Origin of the sequence: Bacillus seohaeanensis (assembly GCF_042684945.1) — a bacterium.
Classification (GTDB): Bacteria; Bacillota; Bacilli; order Bacillales; family Bacillaceae_B; genus Rossellomorea; species Rossellomorea seohaeanensis.
On the sequence record NZ_JBHUMF010000002.1, the window covers coordinates 60,488 to 76,901 of the forward strand.

At 39.9% G+C, this 16,414-nt stretch carries 19 protein-coding genes; 18 read left to right on the forward strand and 1 reads right to left on the reverse strand.

Going from position 1 to position 16,414, the window contains the following annotated elements:
* Positions 1-36: 36 nt before the first annotated feature.
* Positions 37-600: a hypothetical protein gene (locus tag ACFSUL_RS00870; protein WP_377931818.1), complete on the forward strand. Its 564-nt coding sequence runs from the start codon at positions 37-39 to the stop codon at positions 598-600.
* Between the two features lie 319 nt (positions 601-919).
* Here ACFSUL_RS00870 and ACFSUL_RS00875 read toward each other — a convergent pair whose 3' ends face one another.
* Positions 920-1,033, reverse strand: coding sequence for a putative holin-like toxin (locus tag ACFSUL_RS00875; protein WP_377931820.1), 114 nt, complete (start codon positions 1,031-1,033; stop codon positions 920-922).
* A 351-nt stretch (positions 1,034-1,384) separates the two neighbouring features.
* Here ACFSUL_RS00875 and ACFSUL_RS00880 point away from each other — a divergent pair, with 351 nt between their 5' ends.
* The 17 genes from ACFSUL_RS00880 (at position 1,385) to csrA (ending at position 16,399) form a co-directional block, all read left to right on the forward strand.
* A complete protein-coding gene (locus tag ACFSUL_RS00880; protein ID WP_071410690.1) occupies positions 1,385-2,236 on the forward strand; it encodes a DegV family protein in 852 nt (283 codons plus the stop codon).
* A 713-nt stretch (positions 2,237-2,949) separates the two neighbouring features.
* Positions 2,950-3,519 carry an REP-associated tyrosine transposase gene (locus tag ACFSUL_RS00885; RefSeq protein WP_377931822.1) on the forward strand — a complete coding sequence of 190 codons (570 nt, stop codon included), beginning with the start codon at positions 2,950-2,952 and terminating at the stop codon, positions 3,517-3,519.
* 168 nt (positions 3,520-3,687) lie between these two features.
* Positions 3,688-5,181, forward strand: a complete 1,494-nt coding sequence (locus ACFSUL_RS00890; RefSeq protein ID WP_377931824.1) for a DEAD/DEAH box helicase — start codon at positions 3,688-3,690, stop codon at positions 5,179-5,181.
* Positions 5,174-5,878: a ComF family protein gene (locus ACFSUL_RS00895; protein WP_377931826.1), complete on the forward strand. Its 705-nt coding sequence runs from the start codon at positions 5,174-5,176 to the stop codon at positions 5,876-5,878. The genes ACFSUL_RS00890 and ACFSUL_RS00895 overlap by 8 nt, the downstream gene beginning before the upstream one ends.
* Before the next feature lie 57 nt (positions 5,879-5,935).
* Positions 5,936-6,352: a TIGR03826 family flagellar region protein gene (locus ACFSUL_RS00900; protein WP_377931828.1), complete on the forward strand. Its 417-nt coding sequence runs from the start codon at positions 5,936-5,938 to the stop codon at positions 6,350-6,352.
* 125 nt (positions 6,353-6,477) lie between these two features.
* Complete coding sequence (gene flgM / locus ACFSUL_RS00905; RefSeq protein WP_377931830.1) at positions 6,478-6,741, forward strand: flagellar biosynthesis anti-sigma factor FlgM; 264 nt, start codon at positions 6,478-6,480, stop codon at positions 6,739-6,741.
* Between the two features lie 80 nt (positions 6,742-6,821).
* A complete protein-coding gene (locus ACFSUL_RS00910; RefSeq protein ID WP_377931832.1) occupies positions 6,822-9,281 on the forward strand; it encodes a hypothetical protein in 2,460 nt (819 codons plus the stop codon).
* Entirely contained in the window at positions 9,281-9,577 is a 297-nt protein-coding gene (locus ACFSUL_RS00915) for an EscU/YscU/HrcU family type III secretion system export apparatus switch protein (RefSeq protein WP_377932157.1), read from the forward strand. Before ACFSUL_RS00910 ends, ACFSUL_RS00915 begins: the two co-directional genes overlap by 1 nt.
* A gap of 46 nt (positions 9,578-9,623) precedes the next feature.
* Positions 9,624-10,079, forward strand: a complete 456-nt coding sequence (gene fliS / locus ACFSUL_RS00920; RefSeq protein WP_377931834.1) for a flagellar export chaperone FliS — start codon at positions 9,624-9,626, stop codon at positions 10,077-10,079.
* Between the two features lie 4 nt (positions 10,080-10,083).
* A complete protein-coding gene (locus ACFSUL_RS00925; protein ID WP_377931836.1) occupies positions 10,084-11,355 on the forward strand; it encodes a flagellin N-terminal helical domain-containing protein in 1,272 nt (423 codons plus the stop codon).
* Between the two features lie 104 nt (positions 11,356-11,459).
* A complete protein-coding gene (locus ACFSUL_RS00930) occupies positions 11,460-11,897 on the forward strand; it encodes a YaaR family protein (protein ID WP_377931838.1) in 438 nt (145 codons plus the stop codon).
* Positions 11,898-11,965: 68 nt separating this feature from the next.
* Positions 11,966-12,463, forward strand: coding sequence for a flagellar protein FlgN (locus tag ACFSUL_RS00935; protein WP_377931840.1), 498 nt, complete (start codon positions 11,966-11,968; stop codon positions 12,461-12,463).
* A gap of 27 nt (positions 12,464-12,490) precedes the next feature.
* On the forward strand, positions 12,491-14,038 hold the full coding sequence (flgK, locus tag ACFSUL_RS00940; protein WP_377931842.1) for a flagellar hook-associated protein FlgK: 1,548 nt from the start codon (positions 12,491-12,493) through the stop codon (positions 14,036-14,038).
* Positions 14,039-14,062: 24 nt separating this feature from the next.
* Positions 14,063-14,941, forward strand: coding sequence for a flagellar hook-associated protein FlgL (gene flgL, locus ACFSUL_RS00945; protein ID WP_377931844.1), 879 nt, complete (start codon positions 14,063-14,065; stop codon positions 14,939-14,941).
* A gap of 194 nt (positions 14,942-15,135) precedes the next feature.
* Entirely contained in the window at positions 15,136-15,690 is a 555-nt protein-coding gene (locus tag ACFSUL_RS00950) for a DUF6470 family protein (RefSeq protein ID WP_377931846.1), read from the forward strand.
* Between the two features lie 38 nt (positions 15,691-15,728).
* The gene (fliW, locus tag ACFSUL_RS00955; protein WP_377931848.1) at positions 15,729-16,178 is read left to right on the forward strand and encodes a flagellar assembly protein FliW; all 450 of its coding nucleotides are present in this window, start codon (positions 15,729-15,731) and stop codon (positions 16,176-16,178) included.
* Positions 16,179-16,180: 2 nt separating this feature from the next.
* On the forward strand, positions 16,181-16,399 hold the full coding sequence (csrA, locus tag ACFSUL_RS00960; RefSeq protein ID WP_377931850.1) for a carbon storage regulator CsrA: 219 nt from the start codon (positions 16,181-16,183) through the stop codon (positions 16,397-16,399).
* The last annotated feature ends 15 nt before the right edge of the window (positions 16,400-16,414 follow it).

Here is a 16,414-nt window from a genome sequence, read left to right on the forward strand (position 1 = left end):
AAAAGAGCCTTTTTAAAAGGTATAGGAGTGTGAGGATTGGCAAAAAAGAGCTGGTCGGAGATTGAAATTGACTATTTAAAAGATAATATTGGTATGATGAAAATAACTACGATAGCCGATAAACTTAATCGTTCAGAAAACGCCATCGTTTTAAAAGCAAAACGTCTAGGGATTGCAAACACAAAAAATCATCAGGGGTACCTTAATGTTTCTGTGTTGGCAAAGTTAATTGGAAAAGATAGAAAAGTAGTTTCCTATTGGACAAAAAATTGTGGGTTACATACGTACAGAAGAATCACTCATTCAGAGCGAGCGTTCTGTTTCATAAAACCCGAAGAATTTTGGGAATGGGCTTTCGATAACCAAGAAAAACTAAACTTCCAAAAAATCGAACCCAATTCCATCCCACCAGAACCTGATTGGGTAAGGGAAGTACGTATGACGCAAGAAGTAAAAGAAAAAATCTACAAAAACTGGACAACAAAAGAAATGCAAAAACTCATCGAACTAAAATTACTAGGCCTCGATGAAGAAAAAATTGCAAAAAAACTAAACAGGTCCAGCACAAGCATCAAGCGAAAACTCGATCGAATGGTTTAAATTAAGAGGAGGGACGGACCTTAGTTGAGGTCCGTCCCTCAGTGCGTTAGTGTGGTAAAGTCGTATGATTTTTTCAACAGAGCTACCTTTTCACCTAGAACATATTTCCAATACGTATTAAATGAAAACTAGCCTCAATCTAAATTGCAAACTGCGGTATAATAACATACAATTGGTATATAATAAAAAATGACCCGAGTGCTGGTAACACTCGGGTCAAAGCAACTACATGCCGCATGAAGAGCGGCTGACCAGTAAATATTGAGGTTTATCTAAAAGAAGTAACTACCCTACATTCTTTGGTCGAGAGCGGAGGGCGTTACTTCTTTTTTCTATTGGCGACGAGTGCGATGATTGCCACAATCGTCGTTAACGTTGTGGCAAGAAAAATGCCAAATTGAAATAGCATGTTCATTGCTTCATATGTCACCATGTCGAACACCCCCTTTCTTACAGGGAGTGCCAACCGCCCATCCGCTTTATGCAATTGCTACCCCTCATTTTAACAATAGCTAACCCATTAATCTATAAAAACTACCAAAGGGGGAGTGGGGCATTTTCTTTAAATGGTTGATTCTCCTTTTTTTATATGCAATATCGTTAGGTTCACACCCCCGTTAGGTCCGTCCCTCAGTGCGTTAGTGTGGTAAAGAGAGGTGGTTTTTGTTGGGAAAGAGGTGCAATTGATATTGTTTTCATATAAAATAGTAACGATACATAGAAATAAGGTGATGCCTCTATTGGTCGAGCCGATGGAAAAATACACAATAAGGATGGGAAAACTATGAAAACGGCAATTGTCACGGATAGCACCGCATACATTCCGCAAGAATTGCGTGATTCACTCAACATATATATGATACCGCTTAGCGTCATTATTGGAGGAGAAACCTACCAAGAAGAAGTCGATATCACAGCAAGTCAATTTTATGAAGAAGTCCGAAGCCAAGACAAACTTCCAACAACATCACAACCACCAATCGGACAATTCGTAGAGCTTTTTGAAAAACTCTCAAAAGAATACGATGCAGTTATCTCGATTCACTTATCAAGCGGAATTAGCGGCACATACCAAGGTGCTGTACAAGCAGGCGATATGGTAAACGGAATCGACGTCCATACCTTCGACTCCGAAATCAGCTGCATGGTCCAAGGTTTCTATGCTATTGAAGCAGCTAAACTTGCAAATGAGGGCAAAGACGTTAAGGAAATCATGACCGCCCTACACGATAAAAAAACAACAACACGTGCATACTTTATGGTCGATGACCTTTCACACCTACAAAGAGGAGGCCGTCTATCAAGTGCCCAAGCATTCATTGGCAGCCTACTCCAAGTAAAACCACTGCTACACTTCGTCGACAAAGTCATCGTCCCTTTTGAAAAAATCCGCACACGCAAAAAAGCACTAAAACGAATCGAAAACATGCTAGAAGAAGACGTAAAAAAAGGCTACTTCCTCCAAGCATCCATCATCCACGCCAACCGTGAAGAAGAAGCAAAACAATGGAAAGCCGAACTAGAAGCAAAATTCCCAGAAGTGGAATTCACCATCAGCTACTTCGGTCCCGTTATCGGAACGCATCTCGGTGAAGGATCAATGGGGATGGGATGGAGTAAGAAAGTCGCGATGTAGTTTATAGGATGGAAGTCAGGTACAGGTTGGGGCTGTGCTTGGCTTTTTTTGGTTTGTGGGGGTGGGGAGTGCGCGCGTGTGCGCGGGTCAGACCCCGAGGTGCCAGACCCAGAAAGAGTGTAGTGGGTCAGACCCCGGGGTGCCAGACCTAAAAAGAGTGTAATGGGCCAGACCCCAAGGTGCCAGACCCAAAAAGAGTGTAATGGACCAGACCCCGAGGTGCCAGACCCAAAAAGAGTGTAATGGGCCAGACCCCGGGGTGCCAGACCTAAAAAGAGTGTAATGGGCCAGACCCCAAGGTGCCAGACCCAGAAAGAGTGTAATGGGCCAGACCCCGGGGTGCCAGACCCAAAAAGAGTGTAATGGACCAGACCCCGAGGTGCCAGACCCAGAAAGAGTGTAATGGGCCAGACCCCGAGGTGCCAGACCCAGAAAGAGTGTAATGGGCCAGACCCCGAGGTGCCAGACCCAGAAAGAGTGTAGTGGGCCAGACCCCGGGGTGCCAGACCCAAAAAGAGTGTAGTGGGCCAGACCCCGGGGTGCCAGACCCAAAAAGAGTGTAATGGGTCAGACCCCCAGGTACCACACCCAATAAATGTAACCATAACCATTCCCCTCCCCATAAAAAATCCCGATTTTTATATTGTTTTGAAGGAATCACTCAGTTTATGTAGAAATATACTTAATGAAATAATTATAGAAAGGTTGATTTAATGCCCAGACCAATCAGAATATGGTACCGAGGTGCAATGTATCACATTACAGCAAGGGGAAACAGAAAATACGATATTTTTAAAGCAAAAGAGGATTACTTGCACTACTTATCATTGTTAGAAAAAGCAAAGTCTAGAACCCCTTTTAAGATTCACTCCTATTGTCTTATGTCCAATCACATCCATCTCCTTATTGAAACAAAAGAGCATTCTCCAACAGAAATTATCCGCTATGTTCACTCTATGTATGCCAGATATTTCAACAAAAAATACGGCTTCGTCGGTCACGTCTTCCAAGATCGTTACTATTCGAAACTAATTACAGACTGGAAGCAAATGATAGATGTGAGCCGCTATATTCACCTGAATCCAGTAAAAGCTAAGCTAACTACTAAACCGGAAAAGTATCGTTGGAGCAGTTATAAGTCATTTGTTACATCGCATGTTGACTCGCTAGTCGATCCAGAACCGATTCTTTCTAGAATGGGAGACAATCCTAAGAAGTCATATAAATTTTATGTGGGAGTTAATATGAAAAGTGAAAAGATTCATCCGTCACAGCTTAAATAGGAGTTAATAGTTATAAGATGAACTTGGCAGGACGGGTCAGACCCCAGGGTGCCAGACCCAAAAGGTGAAGAACGGGTCAGACCCCGAGGTGACTGACCCCAAGGTGACTGACCCCAAGGTGCCAGAGCGAATAAAATATAATTAATACAAAAAGGAGTACACCCCAAAATGAAATTCACACTACAAAATAACCTACTAGTTCCACAACCACTCGCAAAAAATAAGGATTATCACAAAAAACTTTCAGAACTTCCAATCCCACCAGCCCCACTACCCAACCAAACTTTCCCTTACGCCAAAGCCCTCCAACTATTCCTATCCGGAAGAGCTCTCCTCCTAGATGAAATCCCATTCAATCTCACCCAACTTCACAACCATTACAAAAACGGCTACATCTCCTACACAATCGGCCTAACGACTACACCCAATCCTCACTGCTACCGTTGTGGAAACGCTAAACCCCATTTATTTGCAAAATTCCACTGTCATCGCTGCCAAGCGACGTGCACGTATTGCCGCAACTGTATTATGATGGGACGCGTCAGTGAATGTACTCCGCTTATAAAATGGACAGGCCCCCAACCACTTCCAAGCCAGCAACTCGAACCACTCTACTGGAACGGAACTCTCTCCGAAGGTCAGCAAACAGCCTCCGAAAAGGTAATAGAAGCTGTCCACAACAACTCTAGTCTCCTCGTATGGGCAGTTTGCGGTGCTGGAAAAACAGAGGTTCTTTTTCAAGGGATTAATGAAGCTTTAAAAAACAACAAGCGGGTATGTATTGCGACTCCCCGCACAGATGTCGTCCTGGAATTAGCCCCACGTCTGCAAAAGGTTTTTCCGGCTACATTGCTCAGCACTCAGTATGGTGGCAGTGAGCAGCGTCACGAATATAGACAGCTCGTCTTATCAACCACCCATCAGCTCTACCGGTACAAGGAAGCCTTCGATGTCTTAATTGTCGATGAAGTTGATGCATTCCCCTTTTCGTATGACGCTTCTCTCCAATTTGCAGTCCAACAAGCAAGAAAACCAGAATCGGCTCTCATCCACTTAACCGCAACTCCAGATAAAAAAACACAGCAGCAATGTAAAAAAGGTCAACAAAATTATATAACGATTCCTGCTAGATTCCACCGTCACCCAATTCCGCAGCCAACCTTAAAATGGTGCGGAAATTGGAAACGTTCAATCGAAAAAGGGAAGTTGCCTCTACAAATAAAAAAGTGGACAGAACAAAGGCTCCATCAGCAAAAACAAGCTCTCATTTTCCTTCCGAATATAAAGACAATGGAAAAAGCACTGCCTCTGTTCCAAAAGCTCCATCCCAATATAGAATCGGTACACTCAGAAGATTCAGACAGAAAAGAAAAAGTGCAGGACATGCGTAATCAAAAGACACCGATTTTATTAACGACAACGATTCTAGAACGAGGCGTCACGTTTCCGGATATTGATGTTGCTGTACTCGGTGCGGAAGATGAAGTTTTTACAGAAAGTGCTCTTGTACAAATCGCTGGTCGTGTTGGCAGGAGCGCACAACACCCGACAGGAGATATCAGCTTTTACCACTTTGGCAGAACGAAACAAATGATTAATGCACTACTACATATTGAAAAAATGAATAAGGAAGCGGAAAAAAGGGGGCTTATCGATGGCTAATTACTGCCTTCTTTGTCAAAAACAACTAATCGAATCGATTGCATGGGGGACAATTTTTACGGGCGATCCAAGCTATCTTTGTAAGGAATGTGAATCGAAATTAAAACGAATAAAAGGAAACCGATGCTCAAAATGCTCGCGCGCTCTAGATAAACTAGGAGCACAATTTATTAAGGGAGAGATCTGCAGCGATTGTGACCGTTGGGAGAAAGACGAAACGTGGCAGGGCATCCTCCATGAAAACACCTCCATCTTTGAATACAATGATTTTTTAAAAGAAACATTAGCGACATTCAAATACCGAGGAGACTATGCGTTGGCAAAACTATTCGCCACAAATATCCAAAAGGTAAATAAAACATTAGAATACGATCACATTATTCCTATCCCACTGAGTGAGGAAAGATTATACGAAAGGGGATTTAATCAATCAGAGGCGTTATTAATAGAAGCGAAAATCCCATTTCACTCTCCGCTAGCAAGACTCCACTCCGAAAAACAATCGAAAAAAACGCGCCAGCAACGAATTAGCCAAAAGCAACTCTTTCAATTGAATCCCGCGAAAAATTTCCACTCGAAAAATATCCTCCTTTTCGATGATATCTACACAACCGGTGCCACACTCCGACTAGCTGCAAAATTGTTAAAAGAGGCAGGTGCCAACAAAGTTTCCTCTTTTACACTAGCTAGAGGGTAAAACTTCCTCTTTTTCTGCCGATATAATTAATATATAGAGATTCAGGAGGAGAAAAGAATGGCAGAGTTAATTAATTGTCCTAGCTGCGGAGGGCTTTTTATCAAAAATAGGCTTCGTGATACATGTGATAACTGTTTTAAAGAGGAAGAAAAAATGTACGAAACGGTTTATCAATTTTTGAGAAAACGTGAAAATAGAGCAGCTTCGATGGAAAGGGTTGTGGAGGTTACGGGTGTAAGTGAAGACCTAATCCATAAGTGGGTAAGGAAGAGACGGCTTCATCCGACACATTTTCCGAATATGGGTTATCCTTGTGATAAATGTGGAACAATTATTCCTAATGGGAAACTTTGTAATGATTGTTCACATGAGCTTTCAAGTGATTTAAAACAATTTGAAGCACAAGAGGAATGGAAAAGAAGGCAAAAGGAACTCCATCAAAAAACATATCTTTCTTCAAAAAGTCATGATTAATTAGGTATAAAGTCTGGTTTTATTTTCGTAATAAATGATTAATGTTTCTTATTAAACATCACAGACTTCAAACCGATATAAGGAATAGAAAACGAGATGGTACGGAGGAAAGTGAGGGAAGATTTATGAAAATCAATAATATTGGAAACTCGGGAATTAACCCGTATAAGCGAAGTCTTGAGAAAATGGATCAACTTAATAATGCAAAAAAACCACTGGATAAAGTAGAAATTTCTTCTGCGGCAAAAGGTATGCAAGAAACGTCAAGGATAACGCAGGAACGTGAAGCAAAAGTAGCAGAATTGAAAAAGCAAGTGGAAAGTGGGAACTACAAAGTAGATTCTCATGAAATAGCAAAAAATCTTCTTAAATACTATAAAGGTGTTTAAATGAAGCTAGAAGACATGGATGTTCACCCTAGCTCAAGGACGAGCGTATGAATATTCAACATTGTGGAGAGTGAGTAAAAGTGCAAATCAACCAAGAGCTTAAAGTCTCTTCTCATATTCCTTCTTCAAAGCCTGTATCGCTAAAAGAAGGGGATGTTTACCGTGCGCTCGTCAAAGAAAGATTGCCTCAAAACGAAGCAGTTCTTCAAATAAGAGGTCAGGACGTAAAAGTAAAGTTCGAAGGAGAACTTCCTCAACAAAACAAAGTGGCTATTGAAGTAGCCGATAGCAAACAAGCGGTTCCAAGGGTGAAAAATATTCCTTTGTCTAACGAGCAAACGACTACTAGTCAAGGTAATGCGAAGGGGTTAGCTAGCCAATTAAATGGTGGAGCACCTGTTTCAAACGGGACGCAGTCGGCTGTCAATACACTTCTTCAAAAAGGGATTCCACTAAATAAAGAGACCTTTCAACAAACCCAAAATTTTATAGATAATGGACCTGGAACACTCGATGAAAAGCTAGAAACGATTTCAGCTTTGGCGAAAAAAGGGTTGGAGCCAACTGCCAATCAACTAAAGGCGGTTCACCAGGCGTTGCACGACAAATCCTTTGCAAGCTCTATTGAAGGTGTGCTAAAGGAAATAGATCCGGAATTTCAATTTAAATCACAGGACGGGTTGACGAGAAAAGAAACACCAGCAATCAATCAACAGCCTGTAAAAACAGATCAAGTCCAACAACAAAATAAACTACAGACAATCGATGACGGAATAAAACAATTAAAAAATAAATTAACCGAGCTTGGTGCACTAAAAACAAATCAAACCGAGAACGTTCTTTCACGTGCGGAAAAAATGAGTGAAGCGGCTAAAAAAATCATAAATGACGTACTAAATTCCTTACGCAAAACAGCAACTTCACCAGAACAACTCCAACGAATCAAAGATGTCCAAGAAGGGCTGCAACAAGGAAAGAGTATCGAACAATCCGTCCAAAAACTACTCACGGCTCTTTCAAAAGAAAACCCAATGCTTGCCCAGCAATTAAAGAATGCAATTGGGCTTGAGAAAACTGGAGTAGCTATGCTAGAAAACGAATTACTTAAACTAGGGAACAATTCAAGTACTAGTAACGCTGCTCAACAAGCAATTTCAGTTGTAAAAAAAGAAGCTAATCTAAATGTTGTTTTTCAAAAGTTATCCGAGCTTTCTACTAATTTAAATCCAGAGCAACAAAAAACGTTGGAAGCATCATTAACGAAAGCAGAAGAGTTAGGACGGAGTGGAAAAGAACTCGCTGCTAGACAAGAGTTGATGAGCACTTTAACAAAAATTAATAATGAAATGCCTGTTACTCAAAGTACACCTGTTGCAAACGTGGAACAAACAGAAGCATATAAAATGCAGGAAGAATTGCTTTCCTCTCTTCCAATCCAATCAAAGGATTTTATTGTAGAGAGAGTATCCAAAAAGCTTTCTCAAGTTGCAATTGACTTTAAAAACTTTAAAAATGATATAACGAAAAGCTTGCAGACCGTTGAGCAGCTTGTGCAACAGTTCAAAAACCGTGCAGCGATTACCGCAAAACCAATGCTAGAAACAACAATTAAAAAGTTAGACCAAGCAATACTGCGCAGTGACTTTATGCTTTATGCCGACATGAAAACAGAGAAGAAGCTATTAACGGCAAGCACGCAGCTAGCAGAAGCAAAAAAACTTCTCTCAAAAGGTGATCATAGCGGAGCGAATAGAATTGTAGCTGAGGTTAAAACAGTCATAGACAAAATGATGTTCAAACCGTCTGATGTTCGAGTGAAACATTATGTCTCTCAAGAGCTAGGAAGGCTAGAAAACTTACCATTATCAAAGCAAGTCACACAAAACTTTGAACAATCGATGAGTGGGTTGAAACAAGAACCATCAGCAAGGAATTCCTATGAATATTTACGTAATCTAGGGCTAACGCATGAATCAGATCATGCACAAGCACTCGTATCAAAAGATAGGGAAGGGCTATCTCCATCACTTAAAAATCTTTTATTACAAATGGCTCAAAGCGACGGATCGCAAAAGGCGGATCAAGTACTGAACAACCTAACGGGTCAACAATTATTAAGTAAAAACGATTCATCTGGCCTCCAAAATTTAATGTTCACATTGCCATTATTATTACAAGACAAAATGGAAAATGTGAAAGTGTTCGTTAACTCAAAAAATGAACAGGAAAAGATAGATTGGGAGAATTGCAGTTTATTCTTTTTATTTGAAACGAAGAAACTAGGAGAAGTAGGGATTGCCCTTACATCGTCTGATCGGACGCTCTCTGTAAAAATAAAAAATGATCAGAACGGCTTTAAAGAAAGAATGGAGCCTTTAGCGGAATTAGCAAAAGAAAGACTCAGTGATATCGGTTATACTATCGGAAACATTCAGTTTGACACTCTCCATCAAAATCAAGAGGTAGAAACAGAAGTACCAACTGTCCAACAAACGGCTAGGCCAACGATGACAGAGAAAGGATACGATTTTACAGTATGATGAATCAACAGTACTTTAATCAAAAAAAACGCCGTCAAATCAATGGTCCTTCTGCAGCGGTTATCCGTTACGATGAATCTGGTGACGGTTCGCCGACTATCGTAGCGCAAGGAAAAGGACTTTTGGCTTCTAAAATTATGGAACTTGCCAAACAGCATAATATCCAAATGCAGGAAGACGAAGGTCTCGTGAAAAACCTCTTAGATATTGATTTAGGAGACAACGTCCCACCACAACTTTACTCTGTAATAGCGGAAGTTCTACTTCTCATTGAGGAAATGGAAAAAAATTATTAAAAAAATCGTCGAATTGTGCCGATAAACTAAATGGGAGGTAGAAACAATGGATTTTTTAACAAAAGAAATCATTTATCAGAAATCATCTCAAGAAATTACCTCGTTATTATATGAAGCATTACTAGATAACACCAAAAAAGCGATGGAAGATATCCAAGCTACTAGATTTATAGATGCTAATGAAAAACTAAAAAAAGTGAACGACATATTAGAGCGTTTAGGCGTAGGCTTGAATTACGAAGCTGGTATCATGGCCGATCAATTGGACGCGTTATATAACTATATGGCCGACCTTGTTATAAAGGCAAATATCAATAAAGATGTCGAGCCTCTGAAAGAAGTTCAAGCAATCGCTGAAGAAATAGCAGAGGCTTGGCAAACGGCAATGAAAAATAATAAACCAAATCAAACACAACAACGACGACTTAAAAAAGCAAATGCATATGAAAAAAATGTCATGGTCTATGAAAGAGACATGAACACAGTGGAAGAGGGGAAGTAACGAAATGAAAATTAATCATAATATCCAAGCATTGAATGCTTATAGAAACCTTTCACAAACAATGAATCAGACATCGAAAACATTGGAAAAGTTATCTTCTGGTATGCGAATTAACAAAGCGGCAGATGATGCAGCAGGGCTAGCAATCTCTGAGAAAATGCGTTCGCAAATTCGTGGGTTGGATATGGCGGAGAGAAATGCGATGGACGGTATTTCGTTAATCCAGACAGCAGAGGGTGCGTTAAATGAAACGCATAGTATATTGCAAAGAATGCGTGAACTAGCTGTTCAAGCGTCGAATGGAACGTTGGAAGAGGATGATAGAGAAGCTATTCAAAAAGAAATCAATCAGCTAACTTATGAGATTGATCGGATTGCGGATACTACACAGTTTAACCAGAAGAAATTATTAAGCGGATCTGAAGAAGGGAGACCGTTTGCGGTTATTAATTCGGATGAGATTGCTTACGATATGTCAACAAATGATGGGACATGGAGTGGAGAGATTACTGAAGGAACAACCGCTATTACGTTTTCTGACATTCCTAAAGATGGAGATAGAATAATAGTGGGTGGATTAACTATTAAATTTGGTACTTCTGCAACTCCTTACAGTGGGGGAACAGCGACAGTCGATGTGTCAGATACAGATTTGGATACTGTCCTAAAAGATATAAATACTATTCTTACCGATGCAGAGGGAGACTTTTCAAATCCTCCGATTCATTCTGTTAATAACAATAGTCTAATACTAGGTCCTGATACAAGCTCTACAAATGGATTAAATATTGAACTAAAAGATTCTGATTTCGCAACAAATAATGACAAAGAATTAGATGTTGATCTCCAAATCGGTGCCAATGCAGAGGAGAATTTATCACTAACTCTTGGTGTAATGGATGCTGCAAAATTAGGAATTGCTGGTAATGGTGACGGTACTCAAATGACAATAGCTGGAGTAAATGCAGTTACCGGTGTAGATGTGTCTTCTCCAGAGGCTGCGCGTAGGGCTATTACAGCTTTTGAAAACGCGATTAGCCTTGTGTCCGAAGAACGTAGTAAACTTGGTGCGTTCCAAAACCGTCTCGAGCATACAATCACAAACCTACAAACAGCTAACGAAAACTTAACTGCTGCAGAATCACGTATTCGGGATACGGACATGGCAAAGTCAATGACAGAGTTCACTAAAAATAATATTTTAAATCAAGCTGGTCAAGCAATGCTTGCACAAGCAAACCAATTGCCACAAGGGGTTCTGCAATTATTGAAATAATTACCACAGGGGAGGTAAGTCAAACCATGACTCCTCCTCTTTTTTCTTGGTGGGTAATCGTCTAAAATAAAGTGAATAACTATCACTAAATGGTGGTGAAACAAATGGATGTTCAAAAAGTCGGTAAAACGAGTTTAAATAAAATAGCAAAAAAACAACAAGTCGCTACAGAGTCGGTAAGCTTCACAGAAGTAATGTCTAAAAAACGAGAAAATGCCCTGTATGAAAAATTTGCAACACTAGCAAAAGGGATTGAAGATCAAGGGAAGGTTCTATCGGAGTCTAGAACGGTAGAAGATTTGAAGAAATACAAAAAAATGGTGAAGTCATTTCTAGAAGAAGCAGTTAATAATGCCTTGCAATTAGAAAACCAGCGTGGCTTCAATCGCAGAGGGCGTACGAAAGTTTATAAAATAGTAAAAGAAGTGGACAGTAAATTAGTAGAACTTACAAATGAAGTACTGAATAAAGAGAAAAAAGGACTAAATATTTTAAATTTAGTTGGCGAAGTCCAAGGAATGTTAATAAATATCTACACTTAATCATCTAAAAGATTTCGTAGAGTAGCCGATATATATAATAGAAAACAAAAAAGAAGGGAGGGATTCGTATGTCTGCGGAAAATAGACTGCTTACCGTTTTAGAAAAAATAGTGAAGTTGCAAAAAAGCCTTCATCAAATTGCTTTAAAGAAAACGGATATTTTAAAAGCCGATGATATTGAAGCTCTTGGTCAATTAATGAAAGATGAGCTAAAACATATAAAAGCCATCGAAATGGTGAATGGTGAACGAGAGCAGATTCAGCGACAGCTGGCAAACGAATTATTACTACCTCCAACGAATATCACTATTTCTCAGTTATTAAAATCTAGTATGTTAAAAGATAAAGAGAGTCTAAGAAAACTCCAAGTTAAACTCGTGAAACAAACGCAAAGTCTAAAAGAAATAAATGAATTTAATCAGCAACTGCTTCAACAATCACTGAACTTTGTCAATCTAAACCTTGATTTAGTTCTTGGACAGCAAGAATCAGGCAATTACACGGATAATTCTTCGAATGAGGAAGAAGAAAGTACTAGTCGTTCCTTATTTGATTCGAAGGCTTAAAGTTTTTTATAGATAGGAGGCATTTTTATGGTTTCAACTTTCCATGGATTAGAAACAGCAAAACGGGGAATGTTTACCCAGCAAACGGCGCTAAGTGTAGTCGGACATAATATTGCGAACGCCAATACTCCCGGTTACTCAAGACAAAGAGTCAATTTTGAACAAACAGAGCCATACCCTTCCCCGGCTTTAAATCGTCCACAAATACCAGGACAAATTGGAACGGGAGTGGAAGCGGGAAGTATTCAGCGCATTCGGGACTCATTCCTGGACGTCCAATATAGAAATGAACACAATAAACTAGGCTACTGGGAAACAAAAGCCAATGCACTCAAGCAAATGGAAGAAGTTATGAATGAACCGTCTGATTCAGGGTTAGCGAAAACGATGGATATGTTCTGGCAATCGTTACAGGACCTTGCTGTCAACCCGAAAAATCCAGGTGCACGTTCGGTTGTTCGTGAACGTGGTATTGCGTTAGCAGAAACGTTTGGTTACCTTTCCAATTCTTTATCTGATATTAGACAGGACTTGGGAAATGAAATAGACGTAACCGAAAAAGAAGTCAATTCTTTATTAGAACAAATTGATGGCGTCAATGATCAGATCGCTGCTGTCGAGCCACACGGGTATCTTCCAAACGACCTCTATGATGAACGAGATCGCTTAATTGATAACTTATCCCAATTGGTTAATATCAAAGTTTCCTATCAACCAACCGGTGGTAACGCGGAAAGTGGTGCAGAGGGGAAAGCGATTATTGATTTAATGGGTCAAAACAACGCACTATCAACAAATTTAGTAAATACCCAAGGATTTCAAAAAATAAAAGTGAATTATCCGCCGTCAGATGAGCAATCGTACGTAACGGGCATAACCGTTGGAGAAATGGATATTCCAATTGAAAGTTTTAAGTCTGATGGTAAATTAAAAGGACTTATCGAATCGTTTGGAATGCAGAACCAAAGTGGGGAAGTAAGCGGAGATTATCCTGAAATGTTGAAGGAACTAGATAATCTATCATACACTTTTGCGGTTGAATTCAATAAGGTCCATTCTGCTGGTATGAGTCCTAATGAGATAAGTAATAGCACAGACGAAGCTATTCCATTCTTCCAAGATAGTGAATTTGGGGCTAACATGGAACGTGAAGGCTTTGCGAAGCGTATGGAGATTTCAGATAAAATTCGCGAAAGTCTTGATAATATTGCCAATGCTGGTGGGACGGATCCGACAATGGGAGATGCGACTACACTGCAAGCGTTAGCGGATCTTGTCAACCAAGAATTCGATTACGCTAACGGAGAAGATTCTGAAAAGGCTAGTTTCCGGAGTTATTATGAGGTTTTAATTGGAGGAATGGCTGTCGACACTCAAAATGCTGTCCGACTAACCGAGAATAGTGGCACATTAAGACAAGAAGTTGAAAAAAGAAGAATGTCGACAAGTGCTGTCTCATTAGATGAAGAAATGACCAATATGATTAAGTTCCAACATGCCTACAATGCTTCAGCGAGAATGATTACCCTTCAAGATGAACTTCTCGACAGAATCATTAATGGCATGGGAGCTTAAGAAAGATAGGTAGGTGAAAATGAAATGCGCGTAACACAAGGTATGCTAGCATCCAATTCCTTACGTCAATTAAGTAATAGTTATGAGAAACTAGGTAACTACCAAGATCAGCTAAACACAGGAAAAAAGATCAGTCGTCCTTCCCAGGATCCGGTTGTGGCAATGAAGGGTATGTACTATCGTTCCAACTTGAATGAAGTGGAACAATATCAACGCAACCTTTCCGAAGCTTATTTATGGATGGATAACTCCGATGCGGGACTTGAGCAAGCGAATAGCGCGCTCCAACGTGTCCGCGAATTGATTATCCAAGGGAAAAATGGCACAAATGATGAAGATGGCCGTTATGCAATCGCAAAAGAGATTGAGCAACTGAAACAGGACTTGGTAGAAACCGCCAACACACAGGTTGCAGGACGCTATATTTTTAATGGAACAGAAGTGGATAATGCCCCTGTTACTGATGGAAATCCGCCAACCGTTAACTTGAACACAGAAGATTATATGGTACAAGTATCAGCTGGAGTGGATATAAAAACGAACATCAATCCAGAAAATGTGTTTAACCAAGGATTGTTTGATACCCTTCAAAATGTTGTTCAAGGATTTGATGGAAACTATGATTCTGCACAAATGGACCAATACCTAGAAGATATCGACAATAGACTAGACACCCTTCAAGCAGAGCGTTCCGAAATAGGTGCACGCTATAACCGATTAGAAATGATCGATAACCGTTTAGGAAAAACGGAAGTAATGGCCAATAAAATAATTTCTGATAACGAAGATGCGGACATGGAAAAGGTAATCACCGATTTGACTATTCAAGAAAGTATCCACCGCGCAGCATTAAGCGTAGGGGCAAAGATTATTCAACCTACGTTGATGGATTTCTTAAGGTAAGTTAGATTTCTACTAGGACTATCTATGGTATTATTTATGCTATGGATAGTCCTTTTATGTAGTTCTAGCGGTTAGGTACTAAAGGTTATCTTCGTAAAACAGCTGAAGTCAAAAGAAGACCTCTTCTATTCTTACGGAAATACTTGTTGCCTTTGAAGAAACCGCTCCCACATTTTTATTACGAGGTGATCATAATGCAGCTTCCTCAAATTCAAATGCAATCTACTCCAGCAATACTAGGAATTGAAAAATCAAACGCTAGATTACATATACAGCAATCCCATGCACAAATGGAGCTTCAACAACCGAAAGCTACAATGGAAATGAAACGGCTTCCACCAAAGCTAAACATCGATCAAACTCAAGCATGGGCAGATATGAATTTGAAAAGTATACTAAGAAGAAACGAAGAAGCTGCTGCGGAGGGCAATCAAGCGTGGATGCAATACTTAGCGAAAACCGCACAAGAAGGCAGCGAATTAATGAAAATTGAAAACGGTGGCGGAGCGATAGCCGCACAAGCAAAAAGAAATGGCCAGCTTCCAAAGCACGAATTTGGTCTCGGATTTATTCCTTCGCCTTTTAGTGTGAAAATTAATTATCAACCTGGTGATGTGCAGATAAATGTTCAGCCTCAAAAGGTAATTAGTAGTATAACGCCCCAAAAGCCGGTTATTAATTACCAACAAGGAAGCGTGAATTACCATCTAAAACAGCAAAACTCTCTGCAAATTGATTTTGTAACTTGAAATATGTCTACACTAAGACCAAGAAAGGATAGTGACCAATGAACATCGAAACGAAATACCACGGATTAATTGAGATACATAAAGAAGAAATTTTACATTTTATAAATGGCATTCCAGGCTTTAAAGAAGAAAAAGAATTTGTATTGCTACCATTACCAGAAAATGATTGGTTCTATGTACTCCAGTCTACGAAAACAGCCGAACTAGGGTTTGTCGTGACAGATCCATTTCTCTTTTTTGAGGACTACGATTTCACACTAAATCCATCGACAGTAGATCAATTAGAAGATCCGTCTGAAAAAAATATCAAAGTATTATCAATCCTAACCGTAAGAGAACCGCTACACAAAACAACAACCAATCTTCAAGCACCGATTGTTATAAACCTAGCAAACAGCAAAGCGAAGCAAATCATTTTAAACGACACCAGCTATGAAACAAAACACCTCGTCTTTGAACAGCCACAACACCAAGGTCAGGGGGAATAATCATGCTCGTACTTACAAGAAAAACAGGTGAAGCCATCCAAATTGGAGACGATATCGAAATCAGCGTACTCTCCGTCAAAGGCGACCAAATAAAGCTGGGAATCAACGCACCAAAAAACATCGAAATTCACAGAAAAGAAATCTACGTCTCCATCCAAGAAGAAAACGCCGAAGCCTCAAAAGGCATCAGCAACCTTTTCGACATTTTTGCAAAAAAATAATAATTTTTTTGCAAA